Raw genomic sequence first — 25,030 nt, 5'->3', positions numbered from 1 at the left:
TAAATGGTACTGTGGAACTTTATGTGTTCCGCAAAAAATCAAGTGCTGCAATAGCGGCGTTTTAGTTTACGCCCAAACATAACTGGCAAATTGCAGACGGCTAGATGCTACACTTATTCTGCGGACAAGTGTGCCCGCAATTTTGTGTCAATGCGTAGGAGCAACGCGGTGCAGAGTGCTGTTCTGACGGCGATGCAGAAGGGAGGCAGACGCATCAAGACAACAATTGATGTCGTATTGCCTATGCACCAGCAGTCACCCAACTGACTACTGCATTAGCAGTGCTGGTTAAGTTCTTTGTGGACAACCACCACAAGAACCAATAGGCAACTGGCCTAAAAATCATCTGCAGGGAGGCTGCACCCTCCCGTACATAACTTGTTATCAAAGAAAAGTTGCAGTAGAATATATTTGCAGATGATTATACGGGCTCAGTTGCCTACAAACACTCGTGTCGGCCCACGTAAAAAGGCCACGTAGTCAACACCGCCATCTTTTGATGGTGGTGTTTTTTCGTGGCCCCAACCTTTAATTTTCAGCTGCAGGCAAATCGCCCATGAGCTCCCGGGCCGTCCGCAGCACAACTGGCCCGTCCATGACGCCATAGCTGTGCATGTTGATCATCTGTACCGGCACGTCGGGCATCGCGACCCGGAACCGGTCAATTACGAACCGCACTTGTGGCCCCACCAGCACGACAGCCGGGTGAAACTTGGCGTACTTGTCCGGCGCGGACTGCACGCCCGTGGCGAAAATGCGGTAGTGCAAATGTGCATCCGCCGCGGCATCTTGCATGTGCTTCACGAGCAAGCTGGACGACATCCCCCCGGCACACACGAGCATGATGGTTTTCTCGGCCATCGCCATTCCTTCTTTCGCAGCCAGCTACTTATCTGCCCCATCCAGCCGCCGGTACAGCTTGATGAAGTGCCGGGCCATCTCCGTCATCGCCGTGGCGTCGGTCAGGTGCGTCTCGGCGTGCACGAGCAGCACCGAGAAGTCGGGCCCGTTGCCCTGGGCTTCCAGACTCAGGATGTGGTTGTGCGCCTTTTGCGCCGCCGCCGTGGCGTTAGTTGCGCGGGTCACCCACTTGGTGGCCTCGGCGAAGTCACCCTCTTCGGCCGCGGCGATGGCCGTCAGTGCGGCGTCGCGCGCGGTGGCCGTGGCGGTGATGATGTCCATGACGCTTGCTGGATTATCTTCTGGAATTCCCATTGTCCTATCCTCATCTATGTATTGGGTGGCAAATTACACCACCCATTGCGCTTAGTTTTGCTGCTTCTTCTTTGGTTTACCCTTGCTCTTCTTGTCGCGTGCCCGGTTCTTCTTGTGCGGCTTGCGGGCTGGCTCGTCGCTGGCCTTACCCTGCCCGGTTGCGCTGCGTTTGCCGTTTGCCGCCGCAGCGTTTTGGCCCTTCAGTGACTTTGCGCGGGCCACCTTGCGCAGCTGGTCGGCGTCGACTTCGGGCTTCTCGGTGCTAATGCCGCCGTCCACCACGTACGCGCGCTGAATATCATAGTCCGCCGCAAGTTTGCGCAGGTCGCGCAAATCGTGGTCGTCCCCCATCGTGATGACCATCCCCGGCTGACCCATGCGTCCCGTCCGGCCGGCACGGTGAATGTAGGTCGTGGCGGTGCGGGGCACTTCGAAGTTGATGACCGCCGGGAGCTTTGGAATGTCAAGGCCCCGCCCAGCGAGGTCCGTTACCAGCAGCAGTTGCACCTTACCCTTGCGGAACAGCGCGAGGGCATTTTTGCGCGCAATCGAACGGTCGTTACGGTCGAGCACGGCGTAACTAACGCGCTGGTGGCGCAGAATTCCGGCGGCCTTGCTCAAGCTGGAGTTCTTGTTGAAGAAGACGAGCGCGGCAAAATGCGGCTGGCGGGCCAGCCGGCCGAGCCATTCAACCTGATGCTCACGGCCGCCCTGCAGGAAGTAGTGCTGCACAGGGCCCTGGGTCTTGTCGATTGGCCGCACGTCAATCACGCGGGCGTCGCTGCCGAACCACTTTGGCAGTTCGCGCAGAATGGGACTGCTGGTGGCAGAGAAGTATGCCATTTGCACGTCCGCCGGCGCGTCCTGGGCAATTTCGCGCACCTGATCCAGACCAGGCTGGCGCAGCAGTTCGTCCGCTTCGTCCACGACCATGGTCTGCAGGCGGGCCAGGCGGACTTTGCCCGCCCCAATCAGTTCGAGCAGACGGCCGGCTGTGGCCACGATGACCTCGGGGTGCTTCTTGAGCTGTTCCTTCTGCCGCGCCACGTTGGTGTTCCCGGTGATGGCCAGCACACGCACGCCGATTGCCTCCGCGTAGGGCTGCAGAACGTCGCGCGTCTGGATGACCAGTTCCTGGGCCGGCGCCAGAATCAATACCTGCAAGCCGTCGTCGGGGACAACTTTGGTGAGCAGCGGCAGGCCAAACGCCAGGGTCTTCCCGGAGCCGGTTGGGGCAAGACCGATAATGTTCTCGTCTTGTGTCAGTGGTTCCGCCACCGCCGTCTGGATTGGCGTCTGGTCGGTGAAGCCCGCCTTCTGCCATAAATTCTGAAATGGTTCCGCTACTACCAAAATATTTCTCCTCGTTAACGGCAAACCGCGTTCCGCGCCATCTGCCGCCAGTTAATTTTGTTCGTTCAATATCACAACTACGCTAATTATCCTTGTCACGGCCGGTGGGGTCAAGCCGACGGGGCATAATTATTTTACGCGCAATAATTACGCCCTACCAAAAAAGTCGGCAGCCCGCCCAGAAAAAATCTGCACGAACCGCCGACCACGGTTAAATCAATGTTCTTAACATCGAAATACCCTTCCAGTAATCATCGTAAGCATTTTGCGTTTGTTCTTTAAAGTTAGTCCAGGCCCGCGCTTGTGGTTCTGTCAACTGGTAATGGTCGACTGAGATTGCTCCGGAAATTTCTCGCCGAATCGGTAGCACTTCATTATACAATGTCGTCCCCTGACAACGTGGATTGGCAATCACGTTAATTGTTTCCTTAATTTTTCCCGCCACTTCCACCCCAAAAGTAGTTGGATTATCATCAGCAAAACTATGCATCAAATCGATTAGCGCGGCCATGATGTGTAACTTTTCGTCGTTCAAGTCAGACTAATGCCCCTTAGGTAAATTACCTAATCCAGATGCTCCACTTACAGCTGAAGATATTGCGTTGTTCCAAATATTCTCTGCAACTCGGTTGTAGTCAACCCAGCACTTACCATTTTTCATATTATCCCCTCCAAAAAGCGCTTACGTGATTACACACTTAGATTAATATTGTTGACTGTTAATGGCAACCACTACAATTTAAATCATGCAGGCTTTGAGACGTTTTTCACAAATCATCTCATTTTTCCAGTACTGAGTTAAATCACCGCAAGATTATTAATGACGCAACCACAGCTTCACGCACTAAAAAACGATGCCCTAAACTTTGGGACACCGCCTTCAAATTACCACTCAACTGTGTACAATGTGTTCCAGACGCCGTTTATATATACCTACTACGCAAAGGTAGGCTCCACCTTGTACCATGAGTGTCATAAGACAGGCAAACCATTCACAGAAATTGTGCATAATCTGACGTCTTGCGTTAGCTAGTCTTGGTCACTCGAGAAAACGATGCCTGCGTCGGTACGAATCTGGGTCATCACCGTGTGCACCCGACGTGCCAGCAGCAGTTTCTCGTCGCGGGCGGTGGTGTCGCCGGTGTTAATCGCCTTGGCGAAGTACGCCGCCTCGCGAATCATCGGGTTCTGATCCTGGGCGCCGGCCAAATCGACGGTGTCCTCGCTGGTCGTGTAGTCGATGCGCTGAATGCTCTCCGGCGCGTCGATGGTGAGCGTGTCGCGGCCCGTATAAATTTCACTTGGCAAGTAGCTCTGCGTTGTCTTGCCGGTAATCAGGTTGACGGAAAAGTCCGGGTAGTCGAAGTGCATGACCCCGGAGCCGTCAACCCCGGTGCGCAGAATCTGCGGACTGTAGTTGGCCTTGTCCGGCACGCCAAACCAGGAAATCGCCGCGTAGACCAGGTAGACACCGAGGTCTTCCAGGGCGCCCCCATCGAAGGTCGTGGTGAAGACGTTCGGGTTCTTGCCGGAGAGGAATGCGTCGTATTTGGACGAGTACTTCATGTACGTCAACGTCGCGCCACTGATAGGGTGCGTGTGGGTGAACTTGCTGACGCGCTGGAAGTTGTCCTCGTAGATGTGCCGGGCCGCTTCGAAGATGAACAAGTGCGGGTTGGCCTTGAGCGCCGCGTCGATGCCCGCCATCTGCTTGATGTTGGTCACCATCGGCTTCTCCACGATTACATTCTTGCCCGCATTCAGCGCCTGAACGGCCTGCGCAGCGTGCAGACTGTTGGGGCTGGCGATGTACACAACGTCAAAGGCTGGGGACGCGAAGAACGCGGTCAGGTTGGTGAACAGTTCCGCGTTCGCCCGCGTCTCGTCGGCGAACTTCTGCGCCGTTTCCTCGCGGCGCGAGTAAATCGCGGTCAGACTGTACTCACCCGTCTCGCGGGCTGCGGCCACGAACTGCGCGGTGATCCAGTTGGTACCAATAATGCCTAAACGTAACATAAATTTGTCCTCCTCATAAGCTAGTTACGGCCACTAGTTGCGGCGATAATCGGCCCGGGTCCATTGCAGAACGCCAAGGTGCTAACCATGTCCACAATCGGGCCGATTCTTAATTTGAATTCTTAAAAAGCTCCACAATTATTGTAACAGCTTTCACGGATATAATGCCAGTTTTTACCGCGCAAACCCGCAACCAATTTGCGCTTGCTTGTGAGAATTATGTGACATTAGTGAAAAGTAAATAATCTTTAGCAAAACAAATAAAGTAACAAGAGTTAGCTAATCCACATTATTTTGGTATGGGAACAATCCCCACCAGACGGGCAAAACTTTGCGCGGCAGATGTCAATTACGCATATTTTTGTAACATGAAAGTGGCAGAAAAGTTACGTTACACTCGCGGACAAGTGCTAATATGATGTTAGTGAAATAAAGTGTACGGGAGGTAGACAAATGGCTGGCAAGATTTCCTCAGCATTCAACGCAATTTCTCATAGTTTCGGACGCAAGAGTTCGGTTCGGCCCAATCCTGCGCTCGCGCTCGCTGATCTGTATCGCGGTGATTTCAACTTCATCGATAATAATACTCATCGTCACCACAGCCTGCAGGTCTCACCTAAGCTGGACATTTCAATCGATGGCAAACGCCTGCCCGGCAAGATTGTGGGGATTACCACTGACGCCCTCACCTTCCTCGACCACTACGGTTATGAATTAATCATTACCTGCATGGACGGCCTGCCAACGACGGTGTACGACGAAGCCGAAGATGAGACCTACCCCATCATTTACCCCGAATTAGAAGCCGAAGATTAACCAAAAAGCGACACCAAGCTTGGCCATTGTGGTCAACTTGGTGCCGCTTTTTGTGTACCCCAGTTGCTGGTTTATGCACAAGGGGATTATTTGTGCTGTAATGCACGCGCCCGCTACGGCAGCTTCTTGGCCACGATGCAGTGGTACTCAGTGCTGCCCCCGCCCGGAATCTTGGCGTCCGCGGCGTATTCCCAGAACATGGCGGACTTAGCCGCGCGCGCTTTGCTACTAATGACCATCCGCCCGGCAGTCGGTGCCACCGACTTGACCTTGGCGAGCATTGCTGGCGTGCCCATCAGAATTACCTGCACGCCGTAATGCGTCTGCAGCAGTGTCACCAGCTGCTGCAAGTTGCGCGTGAGTTCCGCCTGCTTGGGTACCGTGGTGTAATTGGTCACCTCAATGGCAAGCGGCAAGTCGCCGATGCTTCCGCCCACGTGCTTATAAAACGACGCAGCCTGCTTCCTTGGTGTACTACTGAAGCTGAAGTAGTGGTAGACGCCCACACGCAAGTTACTGCCGGTTGCCTGGCTATAGTTCGCATCGAAGTTATCGTCGAAGTAGCTCGCACCCTCAGTGGCCTTGAGGTAGACGAAGCTCACCTGCTGTTTCTTAAGCGCGTCGAAGTCCTGACTGCCATCGGTCTGGCTGATGCGCACACCGAGCTGTGGGTACTGCTGGGCATTCGGCCGCGGGTTGCGCAGGTGCAGCCACAAGACGCCGCCGACCAGCACGGCAAGGCACAGCACCACGATGACCGTAATCCAAGTCCGCCGGCGTTTGGTGAAGGTATTACTATAGATTGGTTTGACGCGGGGCATGGCTGCACCTCCTTATTTCCCTGGAAATCATTGCTTCGGCTTGGCCCGCCGCATTGCATACGTCAGCCAAAACAGCAGCAGTGCGGGCAAAATCAGCGTCTTGGCCAAGTCGTGATGGCCGGTGTACTGGGCGATGAGGGCCACCACGACCAGCGCGATGACGACCAACCACAAAAAGCGTACCAGCAGCGCATTGTTTTGCATTCGGAATCCCTCCATTTGTCGTGGCCAACTTACGGCCGGTTCTCAGAATACTTTACCACATTCAAGGCCAGACAGCATTCACTTGTGCAAAAGTGCATAAGCGCATTATCGCGGCCATGTAAGCGGTATGCGACTTTGGACTGATTTTGCATTTTAGGTGATTTAGGGTATTGCGTAAATTTTTTTAAAGGACAATAATTTTCATCAAGGAGGCGATACTCATGCTTGACGAACGACTACTCGGCACCACATTCACCCTCAAGACCGACGCGGACACCGGTTCAATTTCACTCTATGGAATTCACTACCACTACCGCGTCGTGGGGCTGGCTGTTGCGGGCGATCTAGTCGCCGTCACCCAGGTAACGCCTCTGGAACTGGTTGTCCGGCGTGCGGTGGACCTGTTGGAGTACTAAGTCCCCGCCTGCCGCAGTTAAGCTTTTCTGTTAATGTCGACGCGCGACATATGCGCGCGACCTGAGATTATTCGAATTGTTACTCGGCGCATGGCCAACCACAAGCGATTACTTGGGTTAGGGTCCAAACATCGTGAATGCGCGCACTGCGCGTTAAACTGAGGAGGAAACATTTATGCTTACATCGATTTTTTCAATTGCCGGCACCGTGGTTGCGGTAGTTGTTGTTCTCGTCTTGCTGTTCGTTCTGTTCACCCGCTGCCTGGCGATTATCCACACCGGGGAAGTAGGGATTGTGGAACGACTGGGGAAATACACCCAGACCCTGGAACCAGGCCTGCACCTGGTCATGCCCTTCATCTACCGCATCACCGAAATCGTCAACATGAAGCAGATTCCGCTGAAGGTCGACGAACAAGAAGTAATCACGAAGGATAACGTTGTGGTCCGCATCTCTGAAACCATCAAGTACCACATCACGGACGTCCACGCTTACGTTTACGAAAACAAAGACTCCGTGCTCTCCATGATTCAAGACACCCGGGCTAACTTGCGCGGGATTATCGGGAACATGGATCTGAACGACGTGCTGAACGGAACCGAAACCATCAACACCACCCTGTTCGACCAGATTAGCACCACCACCGCCGGCTATGGCCTGAACGTGGACCGCGTCAACATCGACTCCATCCAGGTTGACCAGACCATTCAGGAATCCATGAACAAGCTGCTGCGGGCATCGCGTGAACGTGAAGCCAACATCATGGAAGCCGAGGGGCACAAGCAGGCCGCCATCGCCAAGGCTGAAGGGGAAAAGCAAGCCGCAATCCTCGAAGCTGAAGGGAACAAGCAGACTCAGATTCTGGAAGCCCAAGGGAAGGCCGAAAGTCAGCGGGTCGTTGCCGAATCCGTTAAGGACCAGATTGACAGCATCAACGCCGGCCTGATCAACAACGGCCAGCTCTACCTGCAGTACAAGAACGTCCAGGCCCTCGAAGCCCTCGCCAAGGGCACGGCCAACACCGTCGTCATGCCAAGCTCCGCGGTCGACTCCCTCGGCCAGCTGCCAGCAGTCGGCGCCATCTTGAACCAAACCGCCAAGAACGACAAGTAATTTTTCACCCTAAAGCAGGTCACATGTGGCCTGCTTTTTTGTTGTTCAAGCAAGTTGACACCGTTTTCAAATCCTGCTATTCTACATTATGTAATGACATAATAAACGGCAAAAATGGAGGCACATCATGGCAGATTACACACTAGACGAATTAGCACGGTTCGTGGACCACACCAACCTGCACGCATACGCGAACCACGCGGACATGGACAAGCTGTGCGCGGAGGCGAAACAATACCACTTCAAGATGGTCGCCATTAACCAGGTGCAATCCAAGTATTGTTCAGAGCTACTCAAGGGCACTGACATCGACACGGGTGCTGCCATCGCCTTCCCGCTGGGCCAGACGAGCATCGCCGCCAAGGAATTCGAGACCCGCGACGCCATCGCGAACGGGGCAAACGAGATTGATTACGTCATCAACCAGACCGAGCTCAAGGAAAAGCACTACGCCTACATCGAAGACGAAATGACGCGCCTGACCAAGATTTGCCATGACGCCGGCATCCCCATCAAGGTGATCTTCGAAAACTGCTACCTGACCAAGGACGAAATCGTGCAGGTCGCCACCATCGCCCGGCGCGTCCAGCCAGACTTCATCAAGACGGCCACGGGCTTCGGCACGGGCGGCGCCACCGTCGCTGATGTCCAACTGATGAAACAAACCGTGGGCCCGGACGTGCAGGTCAAAGCTGCCGGCGGGATTCGCAATTCCGACGATTTCCTGGCGATGATTGCCGCCGGGGCCACACGCATCGGCACCAGCTCCGGGGTCAAGATCATCGACGCCCTGCGCCAGCGGATGGCCGACGACCACGTGACCACGATTCACGTCGCGCAGACCTGGTAGGCCGCGATTTGACCGCAGACGCCCTTTTTCGGTCCGTCTGCGGTTTTTTCGTATCGTATTATAGGTTATAATATATTACGTAAGCGCGTACAATGCCGTGATGTCGGCGTCGAGCGTGCATCTAGAAAGAAGGTCCACTGATGACAGTCCCTAAATATCGCACAATTGAGCAAGATTTGAAGCGCAAAATCACTGATGGCACCTACGCCAAGGGCAGCCTGATTCCCAAGGAGATGGAGCTCGCCGCTGAGTACGCGGTTAGCCGCCCCACCATCCGTCAGGCCGTCCAGGAGCTGGTGAACCAGGGCCTGCTGGAGAAGAAACGCAAGCGGGGGACCATCGTGTGCCAGAACAAGATTGCGCAAGAATTCACGCACGTCATCAAGAGTTACGACGCCGAAATGCACGAGAAGGGCCTGCAGACCGCCACGCGCGTGCTGGACTTCAAGCTTGAACACGCGCACGATGATGTCGCCTTCGCCCTCAACCTGACGCCCGGCGCCGATGTCTACAAGCTCGAACGGCTGCGGTCCGCCCAGGGCGAGCCCGTTGTGCTGGTCACCACCTACATTCCCGCGGCCGTGGACGCCGACTTGCTGGATGTTGATTTCACCACCGAATCCCTGTATCCTGAGCTCAAAGCGCGCGGCTACCAGGTGGCGCACGTGCACCGCAAGCTCGAACTGAGCACCGCCACCCCGACCGTCGCCAACATGCTGGAAGTGCGCACGGGTGCCCCTCTGTTTTACTTCCACACGTATGGTTCCACCAAGGCCGGCCAGGTAGTCGAATACTCGACCGCCCTGTACCGCGGCGACACCAGCTACTTCGAGATTTCGCTGGATAACGACTAACTGCTAAGGAGGTGCATTATGCCCGATTACATTAAAACCATCCGCGCCAAGACTGGGCACATGCCCCTCATCCTGAACGCGGCGGGCGGGATTGTCATCAACGCCCGCCGCGAGGTCCTGCTGCAGGAACGCGCGGACGGCGGGTGGTGCGTGCCCGGCGGCTACCTTGAGTTCGGCGAGACCTACCGCGAGGCCGTCTTGCGCGAGATGCAAGAAGACGCGGGTCTTGAGGTCGAAATCATTGCCGACCTCGGCCTGTTCGATAACCACTACTACATGCACTACCCGAACGGCGACTTGGTGATGAACATCGCCAAATGCTTCTTGGTGCGGCCGGTTGGCGGCAGTTTGGCTGCCGCAGCGCCGTGGGAGACCAAGCAGCTCAAGTACTTCCCGCTGGACGAACTGCCACCCATCATCTTCCAGCAAAACGAAGACATGGTGGTTAAGGCCCACGCGCTACTGACGGCCGGCAAAATATAGACACGCAAAAACGACACCCCGCGGGATGTCGTTTTTTGGTTTAGATTACCGTTGCGCCGAGCACCGATTGGAAGTGGTTCAAGGCAAATTCGCTGCCGGCTGGGTTGAACGTGGCGCACGCGTCGCTGTGGATAGTGATGTCATAACCGAGGTTGTACGCATCGATGGCCGTGTGCAGAACGCATATGTCAGTGCAGACGCCGACGATGTGCACGGACGTGATGCGACGTTCACGCAGCCACTGATCCAGCGGCGTGCCGGCAAAGCTGGAGTAGCGGCGCTTAGGAAAGGCGGTCACCTTGGCGTCTCCTGAATGGGCCGCCACCCAGCCCGCCAGTGGTCCGTAAAACTCCCGGCCCCAGGTATGCTCCTGGTTGTGCGGCGGGAACAGCTTGGTTTCGGGGTGGTACGGGTCGCCGGCCACGTGAATGTCAGTCGGCAGGTAGACAAAATCGCCCCGCGCGCTGAACTCCTCCGCCAGTGCCGTGATGCGCGCGGCAATCGCCTGTGCCGGCTTGCCCGCCGTCAGAGCCCCGTTATCCGCCACGAAATCGTTCGTGTAGTCCACAATGATCAGTGCTTCAGCCATCAGCATTTCCTCCGTAATTCACCTGTTTAACCAACATTCTACCTGTCTTGACACGTTTTGCAAGCCCTCTTCCGCAAAAAATGGCCGGCCCCTGTTGGCCGACCATTTACATGATTAATTATTTTATGCCCACCGCATGGCAACCCAGATGCTGGCAAATAGCAGCGCCAGCCCGAGGAAGAAGCCGATGGTCAGACCCTCGCCCAGAATCAGCCAACCCAGCAGCGCCCCAACGACCGGCTGAAACAGGAAGAACAGCCCCGACACGTTGCTGCGCATGCGCCGCAGCCCGTCATTCCAGAGCATAAAGCCCATGGCCGTCGACACGATGCCGAGGTAGCTTAGCCGCAAAAACACCGCGGGCCTGCCGAAGTTGACCCCTGCCACTGCACGCCAATGCATGAGCGACCACGGCGTCAGGCAAATGATGGCCACGACCGTCGAACACAGCGTCACCTGCAGCATGCTGACGTCCGGCGACACGAGCCGCACCAGCGCGGACATGAGCGCCCAGGCAATCCCGGAGACCAGCAGCGACAATGCGCCCAGCAGTAGTTGCCGACCGCTGAACTGCAAGCCGACGATGCAGATAATGCCGAGCATCGCTAAGGCTAAGCTCACCCAGTCCCCCGTACTCGGGTGGACCTTGAGAATCGTCCAGTTGAACACGACCATGAACGCGGGCGTGGAGGCTGTGACCACCGCGCCAAGTTGGGCCGATGAGAGCCACGTCCCCGTCTCCTGCGCCGTGCTCGACAAGGCGTACCCGACGACGCCCATGAGGATGATGAGCAGCACGTCCTTCTTGCGCCAGTGCCACTTGATGCGCTGCGCGAGCGCCACCAGCAGCATCACCACCGCGGCGATAGAGTAGCGAAACCACACCAGTTGCACCGGCGGGATTTGGCCCACAATCGACTTCACCACGACGAACATGCCACCCCAAATACTAGCCGCGATGGTTAACATCACTGCCCCAACTACTTTATCCCGTTGCATCATTTACTCCCAGCGCGGCCACAGCAATGGCCGCCATTAATTATGTAATAGGAATATAGTACACCTATTTCGGGCAGAAAAAAGCCCGGAAAACGGCTGCCAGCGGGCATTTTCCGGGTTCAATGTTGCATTAATAAATGCGTATCTGCATCTTAGACCAGCGTCTTGCCGAGCAGCACTAAATCCTGGTTGCGGTCGGCAAAGCGCATCACTGCGGGCAAAAAGCCCCACTGTTCATAGCCAAGTTTTTTGAACAAGCCGATACTGGGTTTGTTCGCACCGATAATTAACGTAATAATGGTGTTAATCCGGGCCGCGGCGGCATGCGCCTCCGCCCACTGCACGGCCAGCGTGCCGATGTGTTGCCCTTTGGCCGCCGCGTCGATGTAAATGCTAATCTCGGCGGTGCCACTATACGCCGCCCGCGTGTTCCACTGCGACAGGCTAACCCAACCGACGACCTGGCCGCCGCGGGTTGCGACCCACATCGGCCACTTATCCGGCGTGTGCTGGGCGAACCAATCTTCGCGCTCCATCACCGTGACCGGTTCAATCTCGGCCGTGACCATGTGACTGGCGATGTTTTGGTTATAAATTGCGACAATATCTGGCAAATCGTCGTGTTCCGCCAGGCGGAATTGAACGGATTCTGTGGTCATGATGTGCTCCTCTATCCATGCAAGTTTTGCACGAAATCTTCGTTAATGTCCTCATTCTAGCACCACCAACTTAGTTCGCCCATCTTTTGTGTTAGATTACCTAACACAGCCCCAATTCGACCGTTTTTACCAATCTAATACCCACAATCGCAACATTAGCCAACTTTCCCGCTTTTTTACTATAAAGTGCTTTCAGTTTGTGATATTTTAGGTATGAAAACTCGCGCGCAATCCCGCGTATGGAGGAACCCGCAATGGAAGAAAGCATGAAGCGGCCACGGCCACCAAAGCACACCCTATCAGCTTGGCAACTATTAATTTTTGCCGTCGTCGTCTTCATCGCGACCACCTTCGTCATGACCTTCGTCGTCAGCAAGGATACCGTCAGCGGGCCATCCATGGAACCTGGCCTCAGCACCGGCGACCGGCTGATTTCGCTGCAGCACAAGAAGGTGCGCCGCAACGACATCGTGGTACTCTACGCCCCCGACGAAGCGTCGAGCGCATACATGGAGCACACCGGCGCGAAGAACAGTGACCTCACCTACGTCGGCAACGGCAAGTTATTTAACGGCGACAGTCTCGTGCCGCTCAAGAGCCGCGAACTGTACATCAAGCGCGTTATCGGCCTGCCGGGTGACACCATTCGCAGCAAGAACGACAAGCTCTACATCAACGGCAAGCGCGTCAAGCAGCCGTACCTGAACAAGTCGTTCATGGAAGCCGCCATCAAGCGCTACAACATCGCGAACGGCACCAGTGAAAAGTACTTCACCAAAAACTTCTCGCTCAAGACTATCACGGCCAGCCAGACGGCCAAGGTGCCCGCCGGCGAGTACTTCGTCATGGGGGACAACCGGATCATCTCGCACGACAGTACCGCGTTCGGGTTCGTGCCCGCCGAGAATATCCAGTCCGTCGTCGTGTGGCGGTACTGGCCCATTAGCAGTTGGAAATTCTATTAAACAATTAATCCCCCGGCACGCTGGAAAATGCGCCGGGGGATTTTTGTCGTTAAATCATTGCTAAGGCGTGCAGTTCCTGCTGCACCGCTGGGTCAGCCAGCTGACCGCGAGTAGCCAGCTGACCATCCTTGACCACCAGAATCTCATCGGCAGCCAGGAACGCATCGTGGTTGTAGGTGTGGGTGATCATCAGGAAGCCCTGCGGCATGGCGCCTAGGTCGCGCAGCAGTTGGTCGGCAATCTGTGGATCCAGGCCGGTGGTGAGCTCATCGAAAATGTAGAAGTCATACCCACGCAGGAACAGCCGGGCCAGGGCCAGCCGCTGCTTCTCCCCACCCGACAATTCACCGCCAGCCTCGCTGATCTTGATCTCGAGGCTGTGCTGGGCGAGCCATTCCGTCAGTCCGGCGCGCGCCATGGCGGCCGTAATCGCACCGTCCGCGTAACCATCTGCAAAGAGGGTCATGTTCTCCCGCACGGTGCCGGCGAATACGTAGCCGCGCTGGGCGAGCAAGCCGACGCGGCCATACACCGCATCGCGGGCCAGGTCAGCGGCCGGTACATCCAGCAGCGTTGCCGTCCCGGTGGTGGGCGCCATTTCACCGAGCAGCAGGCGCACCAGCGTTGATTTGCCCCCGCCGCTCGCGCCGACCAGCAGATACTTCTTGGCTTGGGTCAGCTCCAGGTTCACGTCGCGCAAGATTTCGTGGTCGTCAATGGTCAGCCCCAGGTCGCGAGTCGTGAAGGTAATTGGACCAGCGGGCGCGGGTACCCCGCCCTCCTCCGCTCGCGGACTGTCGATGAATTCCAGAATGATTTCCCCCGCCTTCTTACCACTGATGATGGCGGGAATCGACTGGGTCAGCTCGGTTAGCGGCCAGGTCATGAAGTTAGTCAAGTTGGCGAATGCGACCAGTTGGCCCATCCCCATCATCTGCTTCTGCACCAGAATCGCGCCGACCACCCAAATCATGACGGTCATGATGTCGTTGAAGAAGATCGACAGTCCGTTGGCAATCTGGTTAATCTGCTCGTTCTTGCGTTGCGTCTGCAAGAGCGCCGTGTTCGCCTGCGCGTGCTGGGTAATGAGGGTGCCGGGCATGAGCGCATACTTCAGCGTCGTGAACCCTGACAGTAAATCAGTAATCCGGTTGGTGTAGCGTTCAATTTGTGCCACCTGCGCCGCACTTGCCCGCCCAATGGCCTTCTTGGTCACCAAGGGCAGCACCAACGTTGGGATGCAAAGCAGCAGCGCAATCAGCGTCACCAGAGGGTTGAGCATCAGCGTGCCGATGAGGGCGAAAGTGCCCGTGAAGGCGCGGCTAATCACCATCATCCACTCGCGAAAGTACTCGGTTTCCACCTTGTCCAGCTGCTTAGTCAGCTTGGCGATGATGCCACCAACGCCGACTCGGCCGAACTCGGCGGGTGACAGTCGCGCGGTGGTTGCGACAATCTGTTTGCGCACATTCGCCACCGCTTCAAAGAGCAGCGATTTGCGCAGGTACATGTCGGCGACGAAGATTAAATCCATGACGATGATGTAACCACTAATAAATAGTGCCAGGGTCCCGAACTGCCAGTTACCCTTACCCATCGCCGTATCGACGATTAACTGGTACAGGAAGGACCAGCAGGTAAGCGCGAGCCCGTCCACGACCATTAGCGTGATGACACCCCAGAATTTTCGGGGCTTGGTCATGAGGTACTTAAACATAATTTCCTCCGGGTGCGTCCGGGGGAATGAATCGCAAACTATTAATTTAGCGTGCACAACAAAACTTGGCCTTAAGCACGCAAAAAGAGACCGCCCGCGGCAGTCTCCACCGGTGAGCGCATACATGATTCATTCATTGGACGCACGGAACTAAACGTACGGGCAGAAGCGCCCCGCACGCGCCGATGTGCAACTTATCACGACTTAGGATAGTCGGAACAGTTCAAATCCAAACGAATTCATGATTTGCTCTCCTTATTAATTGATAAGGGTAGAATAGCAAACCCACACAGGGATTGCAACCGCTTACGGGATTTTGGGCAAAATAAAAACGAATCGGCCCAGATTACGCCAATTCGCATGCATTTAAAGTTAAATATTCGTCTGCAGGCTATCAAGCAGCAGCCCAGTCTCCTCGTCGAACACCGCGATGTTACCCTGGTTCTCCTTGTAGCCGGAGTGCACCCCACCATCGATGAAGTACCGCGGGGACTCGCCGTCGTAGTGGACGGCCAGAATTGGGCACTTCGGGAATTTGGTTTCGATGTAGGTTTCATCGCCATCATAACGGCCCTTGATGAGCCCCGTTGGCGTGTGCCCCGAAACCAAGGTGTAGTCAAACGGGTTGTGGGCGAAGATGGGTTCCGAGCGGTCGTTGCGGTAGATGTAATCCTCGCGAATCCAGATGCGATCCACCGCACTCGTGTCGCGCAACGGGTCGGCCTTGCTCAGGTCGAAGCCGGCGTGGATGAAAATGATTTTGCCGTACACACACATTGTCGGCAGCTGGGCAATGAATTCGCCCATGTCCGTGTACTTATCGATCATGGCGTGCCGACTCGCATCACTTTCGGGCGGCATGTCCTTGCCCGTAGCCGCGTGCACCATCGACGCAACGGTCTTGTCGCCGCCGTTCATGAACCATGCCTGCCGGTTCACGTCGTCGCGCAGGTAATCAAGCAGCATCTGGTCGTGATTACCCAGAATGGCGTACGCACGGCCATCGGCGACCTGCCGCATAATCGAGCGCACCACTTCCGCAGAGTGCGGGTGCCCGTCGATATAGTCGCCGCAAAAGACGGTGACGGCATCAGGATATTTTGCTTGCATCCGGCGCAGGTGCCCCATTACGGTCATGCTGCCGTGGATGTCTGAAACTGCGATAACTGTCATATATTTCCCTCGCTCGTGGGGGCATTCCCAGCGCGCCCCACTATTTGCGTTGGCCGAAGCTTACCGCCCCGAACCTTACATATCTATGGTAACACGAAATCGATTTCTTGTAAGCGCTATTTATTGTGTCGTGAAAAAGATAACAAGGTCGATTAACCTGCGCCAAACCGATGCGAGTCTGGCGGTGCTGCAGTAAAAATTAAATATGCACCGTTTTCATAATGGCCCTATTTCCTGGGAAATGACGGTCCCGCACTATTTCGGGTCGACTCTGCCTGACCAATTGTATTTTGCCGCAAAAATGCTTAGAATTAGAAGCAACTAGTTACTGGGGCTACAGAAAGTTAGGTTTAGTTATGAAAATTGCAATTGTGACCGACAGCACCGCCTACTTGTCACCCGCGCAGATTGCCGGGCTGCCGATTAGGATTGTGACCACGCCGATTATTCTCGATGGGGATACATATAATGAAGGGGTCGACATCACCCCGCAGGAATTCTGGGACAAGCTGAAGACGGCCAAGGAGTTCCCCCACACCTCACAGCCACGGCTCGGCGACGTGCTGGCCATTCACGAGCAGCTCAAAAACGAGGGTTACGACACCGTCATTAACATCTATCTCTCCGCAACGATTTCCGGAATTAACAGCACGATTTCCGCGCAGGCCAAGCAGATTGAAGACCAGCACGTCATTGTGTACGACAGCCAGATCACCGTGGCGCTGATGGGCGAAATGGTGCTGGTCGCCGGGAAGATGGCCGCGGCCGGTAAGAGTGTGGACGAGATTCTCGCCACCCTCGATGACTTACGCGCCACCACCGGCGAGTACTTCATCGTCAACGACCTGCAGCACCTGGTGCGCGGCGGCCGCCTTAGTAGCGCCGCCGGCTTCGTGGGCAGCATGTTACGCATCCGACCCCTACTCACCTTCAACGAGGAGCACAAGATTGTCGTGGCCGAGAAGGTGCGCACCGCTGCCCGTGCTAGTGCCCGCATCGAAGAACTCTTCGGCAAGGCGATGGCGGATGTCGACTACCCCGTGAAGGCCTGGGTCATCGACTCCGGTGCGCCGGAAGAAGCCGCCAAGTGGCAGGCCAAGCTGCAACAGGACTACCCACAGATCAATCTGGGTCGGTCGTACCTCGGCCCGGCCATCACCACCCACATCGGCCCCGGCGCCCTGGCGCTGGCGTGGATGAAGGATTGGGACGCGGAACAGAAGTAAACTGAAAGATATGAAACCGTCAAGCCGTTAACCGGCTTGACGGTTTTTGCCATAATGCATCCCGTGGGGTTGCGATATGACACTATTTGCCTTATTCTGTAGTTAGGAGGTGATACCATGGATTACAACGAAAAAAGTAAGGAAGTCCGCTTAAGCATCCGTCTCGACCGCGAGCTCAAAGAAAGCGCAAGTTCTGTTCTGAGTAATATGGGTTTGGACTTAACGACCGCAGTGAAGATGTTTCTTACCCAAACCGTGACCGACCAAGCTCTACCCTTCCATCCCCATGCACTCCCTGAAGCGACTCAAGAAGCATTAGCGGAAATGAAACATGCAAAAGAGTATCCAACCTACGCAACGGTTGCAGAAATGAAGCAGGCGATTGATGCTGAGGATTAACCCATTTAAAATCTTTGTCCGCGACTACAAAAGGTGTCAAAAGAAACATTGGACAATAGACGAATTGGATTATGTAATCCAATTAATTCAGGAAGACTGTCACGAAGAAGAACTAATAAAAAAATACGATGACCACCAACTTCAAGGAAAAAAATGGGACCATGCACGCGACTTACATGTAGTCGGCGGTAAAAGCGGAGATTGGTTACTAATTTATCAGATAATCCGTCCACAGAACCGTGTTGATTTATTGCGCACCGGAACCCATGATGAACTTTTCGGGAAGAAATAATCGCTTACCCAACTGCACAGATTTGCGCTACAATAGCCCTAACGCGTAGTCAGTTATTGTGATCGGCCTCTCTGGCTGGAATAGTTTGCTCGGCGTACTATTCCAACCAAAGGGGTATTTTTTATGGCTTCAGAACTCATTCCACTGAAGAACAAGCTGGCAATACTCGCTGCCGGCCTGCTCTCATTCATCGGCATCCTCGTGGAGACGTCGATGAACGTCACCTTTCCCACGCTCATGCGCACCATGCACGTCAACATTGCGATCGTTCAATGGCTCACGACCGCGTACCTGCTGGCAGTCACTATCGTCATGAGCGCCACGGCGTTCCTGCTCAAACGCTACAGCTTCCGCCACCTGTTCCTGCTGTCAGTGCTCATGTGCCTGCTCGGGAGCATCTGCGCCATGACCGCGCAGAGCTTTAGCATGTTGCTTTCAGGCCGCCTGCTGCAAGCCGTGGCCACCGGGATCTCCACCCCGCTGATGTTCCAACTCGTCTTCACCCGCATCCCCCACGACCAGGTCGGCCTCTACACCGGATTCGCCAGCGTGATTGTCTCCCTGGCACCCGCCCTTGGCCCCACGTACGGCGGCGTGCTCACCAGTTTGTGGTCCTGGCGCACCATCTTCATCGGCATCGTGCCGCTCATCGTCATCGTTGGCATGCTCGGCGCCTACGCCATTCACGGAGCGGCACTGGGCACGCACGGGCAGCGGTTTGACCTGGCCGGCATGATGCTACTGGCCTTGACCTTTGCCAGCATCGTCCTCACCTTCAATAATGGCGGCGAGCATGGGTTTCTCAGCGTGCGGTTCGTCATTGGCGTTGCAATTAGCCTAGTACTGAGCTTGGCCTTTTACAAATACGCCCAGCACGGTCAGCGGCACCTGTTTGACTACCACATTTTGCGCTCCATCCGCCTGCGCCAACGCCTCCTGCAATACTTCGGGCTGCAGTTCATCAACATCTCTCTATCCTTCATTCTGCCGGTGTTCGCCCAGGACGTCCTGCACGCCAGCCCCATGGCATCGGGGCTGATGCTGCTGCCGGGGGCCATCGTCGGGGCTATCTTCTCCCCAATTGCCGGTAAAATCTACGACCGGCGCGGCCCCAACCTGCCACTGATTCTAAGTGCCGCTTGTGCCGCCCTCGCCCTCGCGCTCTTTGCCGGTAGCACCCGCATTCTGAGCGTCGGCAGCATCGGCTTGTTCTACACACTCTTACGCATCGGCTTCAACACCGGCTTCGGGACGGCGGTCGCCGACGCCAGCACCACCGTTACCGGCCGGCAAAAGGCAGACCAAAACGCCATGTTCAGCATGATGCAGCAGTTCGCCGGCTCCCTGGGCACCAGCGTCATGGCCGCGGTGATTGCGGCCACGGCCCTGCGGCAACCAGTGACGCAGGCGACAATTAGCGGCAGCCAGGTGGACTTTGGGCTGCTGCTCGCATTCGCACTGATTCTGTTGGTTAGTGCGATACTGATACGCAAACTGAGTGCAAACCATAATTAGACCGCAAAACGCCCCCGCAATCGTGACTTGCAGGGGCGTTTACTTTCGCGCTATTTAGTTTGAATAATCAGTCTTGGCATTAGTAGAAGTACTGCAAATTACTCGCCACGCTCGGATAAACCGGGACCCACGACTGCAGTTTTGCGACTGGTTCACCGTTACTGATCATCTGGCTGAGGTAATTAATCAGCTCCTCGGCGTTCGTCGCGTAGGCAATTGCGCCCACCAGCAGACCACTATCCTTATTTGTGATGGTTGTTACCTGCGCGTGCTCGTCACGCACCCGGTTGTAGGTGTACCACTTGCCGACCTGCTGCGTGGTGACGGTGTACTTGTCCGGCTCGGCCACCGCTTCGTCGTACGTGCGGCCAACTTGTGCCAGTTCGGGGCCGGCGAAAACTGCATGCGGGATAGCTGGGTATTTGATGGCGTCCGTGTTACCCAGAATCTGCCCGGCAGCGTATCGGCCCTCAATGCCGGCCACCGGCGTGAGTTTCGGCACCGGACTAGCAGCAACATCCCCGATGGCGTAAATATTCGCGGCGCTCGTCCGCAGGTGGTCATCGACCTGGATGCCGCCCCGAGTCAGTGCCACACCGGCATGCTCCAGGTGCAGCCCGTCAACGTTGGCCGGCCGCCCCATTGCCGTGTACAGGTGGCTGAGGTTGAACTCGCCGGCACTGGTCTGGGCCACCACGCCGTTGTTTGCGGCCGTAACCCCCGTGACCTCGGTATCCCAATGCCAGATGACACCCTTTTGCGCCAAACTAGCTGCGACTAACTCACTGTAAGCCTGCGGGAAACCGCGCAGCAAGCGGTGGTTGTGCTGGAAAATGTGGACGGTCACACCCGCAGTCACCGCGATGTTGGCCAGCTCCACGGCCACGTAACCCGCACCGATGAAGCCAATTGTCGTTGGCCGGTCGGGCAGGCTCAAGAAGTCCGTGCTGGTTTCGAGCAGGTCGCTACCCGGAATATCTGGCCGCTGGGCATGAGCACCGGTGGCAATGATGATGTTCGTCGCCGTCACCTGGTCACCATCAACCAGCAACGTGTGCGCGTCCACGAACTCGGCGTGCGCGTGCCGGTGGTCAATCTGCGCTCCCGTCAGTCCGGCCGCGGTTCCCCGCGGCACGTTCTCCGTGTACCCGCGTTTGAACGCCATCATCGCCGGCCAATCAACAAGGGACGCCCCCGTCACGCCAAAGCCCGCGTAGGCCTGACTCTGGCGCACGTTCTCGACCACGCCGTACAGCATCTTCTTGGGGTCACAACCGAAGTTCGGGCAGGTGCCGCCCCAGAGGTTATCCTCCACGACCAGCACCTTCTTGCCGGTTAGCCCATATGCAGCCGCCAACCCACCAGGGCCGCCACCAATCACTACAACATCATAAGCTTCTGCCATCAACCTGCGCCTCTTTCTATCAATCATTCAGCGACATCTACTACTCCAGTGTGCGCGCATGCGGCAGCGGTTGCAACCGGCACCATTGCCGGTGTGTCGGTGGACGCAAAAAGACCAGCTATCCACAGGGGATAACTGGTCTGTCTGCAATGCGTATTAACGGGTCAATGCCGTCACGGATTCAACGTGCTGGGTCTGTGGGAACATGTCCACAGGCTGGGTCTGTTCCGCCTTGTAGCCATACGCAGCCAGGTCCTTGATGTCGCGGGCAAGGGTTGCGGGGTTGCAAGAAACGTAAACAATCTTCTTGGGTAACATCACGCCAACGGCTTCCTTGAATTCTGGGGCCAAACCCTTACGTGGTGGGTCAACCATCAGAACGTCGGCCGCGAGCTTCTCGTCCTTCCACTTGGTCATGACTTCTTCAGCCTTCCCGGTGACGAAAGAAACGTTGTCGATGTGGTTGATTTCAGCGTTCACGCGCGCGTCGTTCACGGCTTCAGGGACGATTTCGACCCCGTAAACGTGCTTCGCGTGCTTGGCCATGGTCAAAGAAATGGTCCCGATCCCGGAGTAGGCATCGATGACGGTCTCTTCGCCGGTCAGACCGGCCGCTTCAATCGCCTTGGTGTACAGCGTTTCGGTCTGCACGGGGTTCACCTGGTAGAAACTAAGGGGTGAAATCCGGAAGGTGCTACCGAGCAAGCTGTCTTCGAGGTAGGGCTTGCCGAAGATGGTGCGGGAACGGTCGCCCATGATGACGTTCGTCTTGTCGCCGTTGATGTTCTGAATGATGCTGGTGACTTCTGGTAGCGCGGCGGTGATGCCTTCAACCAATTGGTGCATCATTGGCAGCTTGTTGGTGCGGGTCACGATGACCACCATCATCTGCTTGGAGTAGTAACCGCGCCGAACCATGACGTGGCGGACAACACCCTTGTTGGTCTGTTCGTCGTATGCAGGCACGAAATATTGCCGCAGCAAATCACGGACAACCACAATGGCCTTATCAATCTCGGGGTCCTGAATGTAGAAGTTCGTAATGGGCAACAGCTGGTGACTGCGCCGCTTGTAGAACCCGGTCTCAAGCTGGCCGTTAACCATGCGTACTGGTACCTGGGCCTTGTTGCGGTAACCGGTCGTCAGCGGGGAGCCGATGGTTGGCAGCACGTTGATGTCCAGGTGCTGCTTCTTAAACAGCTGCTCAATCTGGTTTTGTTTGAATGTCAGTTGTGCGGGGTAAGCCAGGTGCTGCAGTGGGGCAATCCCCGTCTGCGTGTACGCCTTGTCCTTGACCTCGACCCGATCTGGAGAAACCTTACGCAGTTCCTTAACGAAAGCGAAGCCGTACTGCTTCTGCACCTTGATGACGTGCACCAGTGCAACTTCACCTGGAAGTGCGTTCTCGATGAACAGCGGGTACCCGTCCACCTTCGCAACACCGAGGCCTTCGTAGGTCAGGTCTTCGATGGTTACTTCCAATTCTTGGTTCTTGGCTAATTGTGCCATGTATTGTGTATCCTTTCACGCATTCCGCGTAGTTCACGTCCACGCACACCGGCTATTGGCGGCGTGGACAGTAATAAAAATGTTCCACTAGCCATTGTACACGATTGTTATGTGGTTGTCGCTAATGGGCGTTAAAAGTGATTCCAGACCAGTACCGGAAAATCATTTTGGGGCGCAATAATCAGCTAATGCGGACAAGCACAACACCGAAACGCAAACGAGCACGATTAAATGATGCTTGCCCGGCAAAAGTTATAACGCGATGACCTCTATTTATTTTGCTCATTTTTTACCAATGTAATTCCTCCGCATATAACGGTGCGCACTTAATTGTGCATCCCCAACACCAGGTGTATCGTGGTTGCGCAAATTAACCAAAGCACCAACACCCCAGCCTAATGGCGGATAAAATAACTCATGATATTCTTAGTTGAATTGGACTATTCTCTTTAGGAAATTTGCTGTATTCTGCGGGTGTGCCAGACAGCAACGTCTATATGACAGGGGGAAACCAACATGCAAACTGCTCTACGCAACGAGGCATTAGAACTGTTATGTGAATTGAACTTAAGCTTCCGTAAAACCAGCCGGCACACGCTGATCGAGCTTGAGGCCCAGCAAATGATTGACGACGTGCTCACAGTATTTTTCAACCCCAAAAGCGAGGGCATGACTACCAATTTTGCACTCAGCCGTTTCTATGGTGGGTTTAGCCGTTTGCTCGGTCTCCAGAACTTGCAATTAGCTCCAGAAACAAGGCAATGCTGGCGCCGCCTATTCACATTCATGAACGGCCCGATTCTCAAGGACTTTCGCGGGATGGGCGTACCGGTCGGATTAGCGTAAAGATATGCTGACAGCCAAAATGATTACCTGCCCCAATACAAAAGCGGCCCACCAGCTGGTAGGCCGCTTGTTTTATTTCCGGTTATGCACCACATGTCCCGCAATCCCCGTCCCAATCAGCGCTGATAAGCACGCGAACGCGGCCAATACCAAGTACTTCACCCACGTCGGCAGATCGAATTGATTCAGAATCAAGCTGACGACGAACACAACGACAAATACGATTGCGCCAACGATTAACATAATCGTGTTTTTCTTTGAACTCATTTCGGCTCCTCCAGTTATCCCGCATTCCCGCGCGTGCGGTTATACCCTTTATTGTACGCGTTAAAGGCGCGAATGGTAGCCTTTTCGGCGAATTTCATCACGGATAGAAAAACGCGCAAACCAGGCAGTTTGCGCGTTCACTTTATTTAGCTTTAGCCAATCTTGCCATCCCCGTCGAGGTCCTTCTGCGAAATGTTCTCGACTTCCTTGACCACGGCGTCCTGGGTTTCGTAGTTCTGCGCCAGGTTCTTGTCCGGAATCTCGTCCACGTTCGCGAACATCTCGATGTGCTGCGTGAGGTTGAGGAATTCCATCGGCGTGTCGCCACCGTATTCGCCGTCCAGGTTAATCTTGAGCGGCTCGCCGTCCGTGCGTTCAGCGTGGAGGCTGTGGGTCTTGGTGTAGATGATGTTGGGGTCGTCCACGTGCCTGCCGCCGTTGAAGACGAGGGTGATGAGTCGAATCATTTCGACCACGTTCGCCGTCTTGACGATGATGACGGTGAACTGGCCGTCGCCGAGTTCGGCGTCGGGCACAATCTGCTCGAATCCACCAACGGAATTGGTCAGGCCGACCAGGAACATGGAGGCCGGACCGTTGTATTCGCCGTCGTCAAAAACAATGTGCATTGGAATCGACTTGATGCCCGGCAGCATCTCTGCCCCCTTGAGCACGTACGCCAAGTAACCGAAGACAGACTTGAATTCGCTTGGGACGGCGTAGGTCAGCTCGGTCATGGACCCGCCGGCCGCGATGTTCATGAAGTACTTGTCGTTGGCCTTCCCGATATCCATCTTGAGCGTCTGCCCCTTGCCGATGAGGGCCGCAGCGGCGACGGGGTCTTCCCGCGGAATCCGCAGGGCCCGGGCATAGTCGTTGGTCGTGCCCCCAGGAATAATCGCCATCTTGGGCCGCTTCTTGGCGGGCGCCACCCCGTTGACGACTTCATTAATCGTCCCGTCCCCACCAGCTGCAACAATCAGGTCGAAGCCGACCGCACAAGCGCGGGCCGCTTCCTTCTGTGCGGAAAATGGCTCGGGGGTCGTCTGGAATGCGGATGACTCGTAGCCAGCCTTCTCCATTTCGTTCAAAATGTCGGCGACGTACTTGCGCATGCCCTCATTACCACTAGTTGGGTTATAAATCAGTCTTGCTCTCACGGTTTGCGTCCACTCCTTTTACAACAGATATTCTTTGCCATTGACGGCGCTCTCAATTTAACTTACTAGACCAGTATACACGAACGCCATTAACTGCGGAAAAGAATTTTGTAGCAAAACGGTGTTGTTGTCGCATTTAGACCACAAAAAGGACGCACCCTTGACGA

Annotated in this window: 28 protein-coding genes; 12 read left to right on the top strand and 16 right to left on the bottom strand. The window is 55.6% G+C overall.

The genetic code is table 11. The features are described from left to right. Positions 1–528 precede the first annotated feature (528 nt). From FC18_RS11825 to FC18_RS11805, 5 genes are all read right to left on the bottom strand, one after another. The gene (locus FC18_RS11825; protein ID WP_054675919.1) at positions 529–861 is read right to left on the bottom strand and encodes a hypothetical protein; all 333 of its coding nucleotides are present in this window, start codon (positions 859–861) and stop codon (positions 529–531) included. A gap of 24 nt (positions 862–885) precedes the next feature. Next, positions 886–1,215, bottom strand: coding sequence for a PTS lactose/cellobiose transporter subunit IIA (locus FC18_RS11820; RefSeq protein WP_054675916.1), 330 nt, complete (start codon positions 1,213–1,215; stop codon positions 886–888). A 51-nt stretch (positions 1,216–1,266) separates the two neighbouring features. Then, entirely contained in the window at positions 1,267–2,568 is a 1,302-nt protein-coding gene (locus FC18_RS11815; protein ID WP_054675913.1) for a DEAD/DEAH box helicase, read from the bottom strand. Positions 2,569–2,779: 211 nt separating this feature from the next. Then, on the bottom strand, positions 2,780–3,103 hold the full coding sequence (locus FC18_RS11810; RefSeq protein WP_054675910.1) for a hypothetical protein: 324 nt from the start codon (positions 3,101–3,103) through the stop codon (positions 2,780–2,782). Positions 3,104–3,597: 494 nt separating this feature from the next. After that, positions 3,598–4,584 (bottom strand): Gfo/Idh/MocA family protein, encoded by a 987-nt coding sequence (locus FC18_RS11805; protein ID WP_056976401.1) that lies wholly within the window; start codon positions 4,582–4,584, stop codon positions 3,598–3,600. A 453-nt stretch (positions 4,585–5,037) separates the two neighbouring features. Here FC18_RS11805 and FC18_RS11800 point away from each other — a divergent pair, with 453 nt between their 5' ends. Next, complete coding sequence (locus FC18_RS11800) at positions 5,038–5,400, top strand: DUF4828 domain-containing protein (RefSeq protein WP_054675907.1); 363 nt, start codon at positions 5,038–5,040, stop codon at positions 5,398–5,400. 113 nt (positions 5,401–5,513) lie between these two features. Here FC18_RS11800 and FC18_RS11795 read toward each other — a convergent pair whose 3' ends face one another. Together FC18_RS11795 and FC18_RS12180 are read right to left on the bottom strand one after the other, a co-directional pair. Next, positions 5,514–6,221 carry a GH25 family lysozyme gene (locus tag FC18_RS11795; protein ID WP_054675904.1) on the bottom strand — a complete coding sequence of 236 codons (708 nt, stop codon included), beginning with the start codon at positions 6,219–6,221 and terminating at the stop codon, positions 5,514–5,516. Between the two features lie 27 nt (positions 6,222–6,248). Next, positions 6,249–6,425: a hypothetical protein gene (locus FC18_RS12180; protein ID WP_156300757.1), complete on the bottom strand. Its 177-nt coding sequence runs from the start codon at positions 6,423–6,425 to the stop codon at positions 6,249–6,251. Between the two features lie 221 nt (positions 6,426–6,646). On the opposite strand from FC18_RS12180, the gene FC18_RS11790 reads away from it, so the two are divergent. From FC18_RS11790 to FC18_RS11770, 5 genes are all read left to right on the top strand, one after another. After that, positions 6,647–6,841 (top strand): hypothetical protein, encoded by a 195-nt coding sequence (locus FC18_RS11790; RefSeq protein WP_054675901.1) that lies wholly within the window; start codon positions 6,647–6,649, stop codon positions 6,839–6,841. A 175-nt stretch (positions 6,842–7,016) separates the two neighbouring features. Then, positions 7,017–7,955, top strand: a complete 939-nt coding sequence (locus FC18_RS11785) for an SPFH domain-containing protein (RefSeq protein ID WP_056976399.1) — start codon at positions 7,017–7,019, stop codon at positions 7,953–7,955. 127 nt (positions 7,956–8,082) lie between these two features. Continuing rightward, positions 8,083–8,805 (top strand): deoxyribose-phosphate aldolase, encoded by a 723-nt coding sequence (gene deoC / locus FC18_RS11780; protein ID WP_054675899.1) that lies wholly within the window; start codon positions 8,083–8,085, stop codon positions 8,803–8,805. Between the two features lie 140 nt (positions 8,806–8,945). Continuing rightward, a complete protein-coding gene (locus tag FC18_RS11775) occupies positions 8,946–9,659 on the top strand; it encodes a GntR family transcriptional regulator (protein WP_054675896.1) in 714 nt (237 codons plus the stop codon). 18 nt (positions 9,660–9,677) lie between these two features. Then, positions 9,678–10,142, top strand: a complete 465-nt coding sequence (locus FC18_RS11770; RefSeq protein WP_054675894.1) for an NUDIX hydrolase — start codon at positions 9,678–9,680, stop codon at positions 10,140–10,142. 40 nt (positions 10,143–10,182) lie between these two features. Here the strand turns inward: FC18_RS11770 and FC18_RS11765 are convergent, their stop codons facing one another. The 3 genes from FC18_RS11765 to FC18_RS11755 form a co-directional block, all read right to left on the bottom strand. Beyond that, the gene (locus FC18_RS11765; protein ID WP_420806111.1) at positions 10,183–10,737 is read right to left on the bottom strand and encodes a cysteine hydrolase family protein; all 555 of its coding nucleotides are present in this window, start codon (positions 10,735–10,737) and stop codon (positions 10,183–10,185) included. Positions 10,738–10,854: 117 nt separating this feature from the next. After that, a complete protein-coding gene (locus FC18_RS11760) occupies positions 10,855–11,733 on the bottom strand; it encodes a DMT family transporter (RefSeq protein ID WP_225353604.1) in 879 nt (292 codons plus the stop codon). A 149-nt stretch (positions 11,734–11,882) separates the two neighbouring features. Next, entirely contained in the window at positions 11,883–12,389 is a 507-nt protein-coding gene (locus FC18_RS11755) for a GNAT family N-acetyltransferase (RefSeq protein ID WP_054675889.1), read from the bottom strand. A gap of 254 nt (positions 12,390–12,643) precedes the next feature. On the opposite strand from FC18_RS11755, the gene lepB reads away from it, so the two are divergent. Beyond that, entirely contained in the window at positions 12,644–13,354 is a 711-nt protein-coding gene (lepB, locus tag FC18_RS11750) for a signal peptidase I (RefSeq protein ID WP_056976395.1), read from the top strand. A gap of 49 nt (positions 13,355–13,403) precedes the next feature. Here lepB and FC18_RS11745 read toward each other — a convergent pair whose 3' ends face one another. Both FC18_RS11745 and FC18_RS11740 read right to left on the bottom strand, forming a co-directional pair. Beyond that, a complete protein-coding gene (locus FC18_RS11745; protein WP_056976394.1) occupies positions 13,404–15,071 on the bottom strand; it encodes an ATP-binding cassette domain-containing protein in 1,668 nt (555 codons plus the stop codon). A gap of 372 nt (positions 15,072–15,443) precedes the next feature. Next, complete coding sequence (locus tag FC18_RS11740) at positions 15,444–16,244, bottom strand: metallophosphoesterase (RefSeq protein ID WP_054675878.1); 801 nt, start codon at positions 16,242–16,244, stop codon at positions 15,444–15,446. Between the two features lie 356 nt (positions 16,245–16,600). Here FC18_RS11740 and FC18_RS11735 point away from each other — a divergent pair, with 356 nt between their 5' ends. From FC18_RS11735 to FC18_RS11720, 4 genes are all read left to right on the top strand, one after another. Then, on the top strand, positions 16,601–17,470 hold the full coding sequence (locus FC18_RS11735; RefSeq protein ID WP_056976392.1) for a DegV family protein: 870 nt from the start codon (positions 16,601–16,603) through the stop codon (positions 17,468–17,470). Between the two features lie 117 nt (positions 17,471–17,587). Continuing rightward, complete coding sequence (locus FC18_RS11730; protein WP_054675875.1) at positions 17,588–17,869, top strand: type II toxin-antitoxin system RelB/DinJ family antitoxin; 282 nt, start codon at positions 17,588–17,590, stop codon at positions 17,867–17,869. Continuing rightward, positions 17,856–18,161 carry a type II toxin-antitoxin system RelE/ParE family toxin gene (locus FC18_RS11725; RefSeq protein WP_054675871.1) on the top strand — a complete coding sequence of 102 codons (306 nt, stop codon included), beginning with the start codon at positions 17,856–17,858 and terminating at the stop codon, positions 18,159–18,161. The genes FC18_RS11730 and FC18_RS11725 overlap by 14 nt, the downstream gene beginning before the upstream one ends. Before the next feature lie 123 nt (positions 18,162–18,284). Beyond that, positions 18,285–19,676 carry an MFS transporter gene (locus FC18_RS11720; protein WP_056976390.1) on the top strand — a complete coding sequence of 464 codons (1,392 nt, stop codon included), beginning with the start codon at positions 18,285–18,287 and terminating at the stop codon, positions 19,674–19,676. Positions 19,677–19,755: 79 nt separating this feature from the next. Here FC18_RS11720 and FC18_RS11715 read toward each other — a convergent pair whose 3' ends face one another. After that, positions 19,756–21,081 (bottom strand): dihydrolipoyl dehydrogenase family protein, encoded by a 1,326-nt coding sequence (locus tag FC18_RS11715; RefSeq protein WP_056976388.1) that lies wholly within the window; start codon positions 21,079–21,081, stop codon positions 19,756–19,758. 156 nt (positions 21,082–21,237) lie between these two features. Next, on the bottom strand, positions 21,238–22,590 hold the full coding sequence (gene rlmD / locus FC18_RS11710; RefSeq protein WP_054675868.1) for a 23S rRNA (uracil(1939)-C(5))-methyltransferase RlmD: 1,353 nt from the start codon (positions 22,588–22,590) through the stop codon (positions 21,238–21,240). Positions 22,591–23,106: 516 nt separating this feature from the next. On the opposite strand from rlmD, the gene FC18_RS11705 reads away from it, so the two are divergent. Continuing rightward, positions 23,107–23,436, top strand: a complete 330-nt coding sequence (locus FC18_RS11705) for a hypothetical protein (protein ID WP_054675866.1) — start codon at positions 23,107–23,109, stop codon at positions 23,434–23,436. Between the two features lie 72 nt (positions 23,437–23,508). On the opposite strand, the gene FC18_RS11700 is transcribed toward FC18_RS11705, so the two are convergent. Further along, positions 23,509–23,703: a hypothetical protein gene (locus FC18_RS11700; RefSeq protein ID WP_054675863.1), complete on the bottom strand. Its 195-nt coding sequence runs from the start codon at positions 23,701–23,703 to the stop codon at positions 23,509–23,511. Between the two features lie 152 nt (positions 23,704–23,855). Beyond that, entirely contained in the window at positions 23,856–24,863 is a 1,008-nt protein-coding gene (locus tag FC18_RS11695; protein WP_082403775.1) for a diacylglycerol kinase, read from the bottom strand. Positions 24,864–25,030: the final 167 nt, after the last annotated feature.

It is taken from the genome of Lacticaseibacillus sharpeae JCM 1186 = DSM 20505 (assembly GCF_001436225.1).
In the GTDB taxonomy this organism is placed as follows: Bacteria; Bacillota; Bacilli; order Lactobacillales; family Lactobacillaceae; genus Lacticaseibacillus; species Lacticaseibacillus sharpeae.
Note: the sequence above shows the minus strand (reverse complement) of the source record. Positions and strands in the feature narration are given on the sequence as shown.

Bases quoted from the DNA above. Each gene is read 5' to 3' on its own strand.
- FC18_RS11825 (WP_054675919.1), bottom strand. From the start codon at position 861: ATGGCCGAGAAAACCATCATGCTCGTGTGTGCCGGGGGGATGTCGTCC.
- FC18_RS11820 (WP_054675916.1), bottom strand. From the start codon at position 1,215: ATGGGAATTCCAGAAGATAATCCAGCAAGCGTCATGGACATCATCACC.
- FC18_RS11805 (WP_056976401.1), bottom strand. From the start codon at position 4,584: ATGTTACGTTTAGGCATTATTGGTACCAACTGGATCACCGCGCAGTTC.
- FC18_RS11800 (WP_054675907.1), top strand. From the start codon at position 5,038: ATGGCTGGCAAGATTTCCTCAGCATTCAACGCAATTTCTCATAGTTTC.
- FC18_RS11795 (WP_054675904.1), bottom strand. From the start codon at position 6,221: ATGCCCCGCGTCAAACCAATCTATAGTAATACCTTCACCAAACGCCGG.
- FC18_RS12180 (WP_156300757.1), bottom strand. From the start codon at position 6,425: ATGCAAAACAATGCGCTGCTGGTACGCTTTTTGTGGTTGGTCGTCATC.
- FC18_RS11790 (WP_054675901.1), top strand. From the start codon at position 6,647: ATGCTTGACGAACGACTACTCGGCACCACATTCACCCTCAAGACCGAC.
- FC18_RS11785 (WP_056976399.1), top strand. From the start codon at position 7,017: ATGCTTACATCGATTTTTTCAATTGCCGGCACCGTGGTTGCGGTAGTT.
- deoC (WP_054675899.1), top strand. From the start codon at position 8,083: ATGGCAGATTACACACTAGACGAATTAGCACGGTTCGTGGACCACACC.
- FC18_RS11775 (WP_054675896.1), top strand. From the start codon at position 8,946: ATGACAGTCCCTAAATATCGCACAATTGAGCAAGATTTGAAGCGCAAA.
- FC18_RS11770 (WP_054675894.1), top strand. From the start codon at position 9,678: ATGCCCGATTACATTAAAACCATCCGCGCCAAGACTGGGCACATGCCC.
- FC18_RS11765 (WP_420806111.1), bottom strand. From the start codon at position 10,737: ATGCTGATGGCTGAAGCACTGATCATTGTGGACTACACGAACGATTTC.
- FC18_RS11760 (WP_225353604.1), bottom strand. From the start codon at position 11,733: ATGATGCAACGGGATAAAGTAGTTGGGGCAGTGATGTTAACCATCGCG.
- FC18_RS11755 (WP_054675889.1), bottom strand. From the start codon at position 12,389: ATGACCACAGAATCCGTTCAATTCCGCCTGGCGGAACACGACGATTTG.
- lepB (WP_056976395.1), top strand. From the start codon at position 12,644: ATGGAAGAAAGCATGAAGCGGCCACGGCCACCAAAGCACACCCTATCA.
- FC18_RS11745 (WP_056976394.1), bottom strand. From the start codon at position 15,071: ATGTTTAAGTACCTCATGACCAAGCCCCGAAAATTCTGGGGTGTCATC.
- FC18_RS11740 (WP_054675878.1), bottom strand. From the start codon at position 16,244: ATGACAGTTATCGCAGTTTCAGACATCCACGGCAGCATGACCGTAATG.
- FC18_RS11735 (WP_056976392.1), top strand. From the start codon at position 16,601: ATGAAAATTGCAATTGTGACCGACAGCACCGCCTACTTGTCACCCGCG.
- FC18_RS11730 (WP_054675875.1), top strand. From the start codon at position 17,588: ATGGATTACAACGAAAAAAGTAAGGAAGTCCGCTTAAGCATCCGTCTC.
- FC18_RS11725 (WP_054675871.1), top strand. From the start codon at position 17,856: ATGCTGAGGATTAACCCATTTAAAATCTTTGTCCGCGACTACAAAAGG.
- FC18_RS11720 (WP_056976390.1), top strand. From the start codon at position 18,285: ATGGCTTCAGAACTCATTCCACTGAAGAACAAGCTGGCAATACTCGCT.
- FC18_RS11715 (WP_056976388.1), bottom strand. From the start codon at position 21,081: ATGGCAGAAGCTTATGATGTTGTAGTGATTGGTGGCGGCCCTGGTGGG.
- rlmD (WP_054675868.1), bottom strand. From the start codon at position 22,590: ATGGCACAATTAGCCAAGAACCAAGAATTGGAAGTAACCATCGAAGAC.
- FC18_RS11705 (WP_054675866.1), top strand. From the start codon at position 23,107: ATGCAAACTGCTCTACGCAACGAGGCATTAGAACTGTTATGTGAATTG.
- FC18_RS11700 (WP_054675863.1), bottom strand. From the start codon at position 23,703: ATGAGTTCAAAGAAAAACACGATTATGTTAATCGTTGGCGCAATCGTA.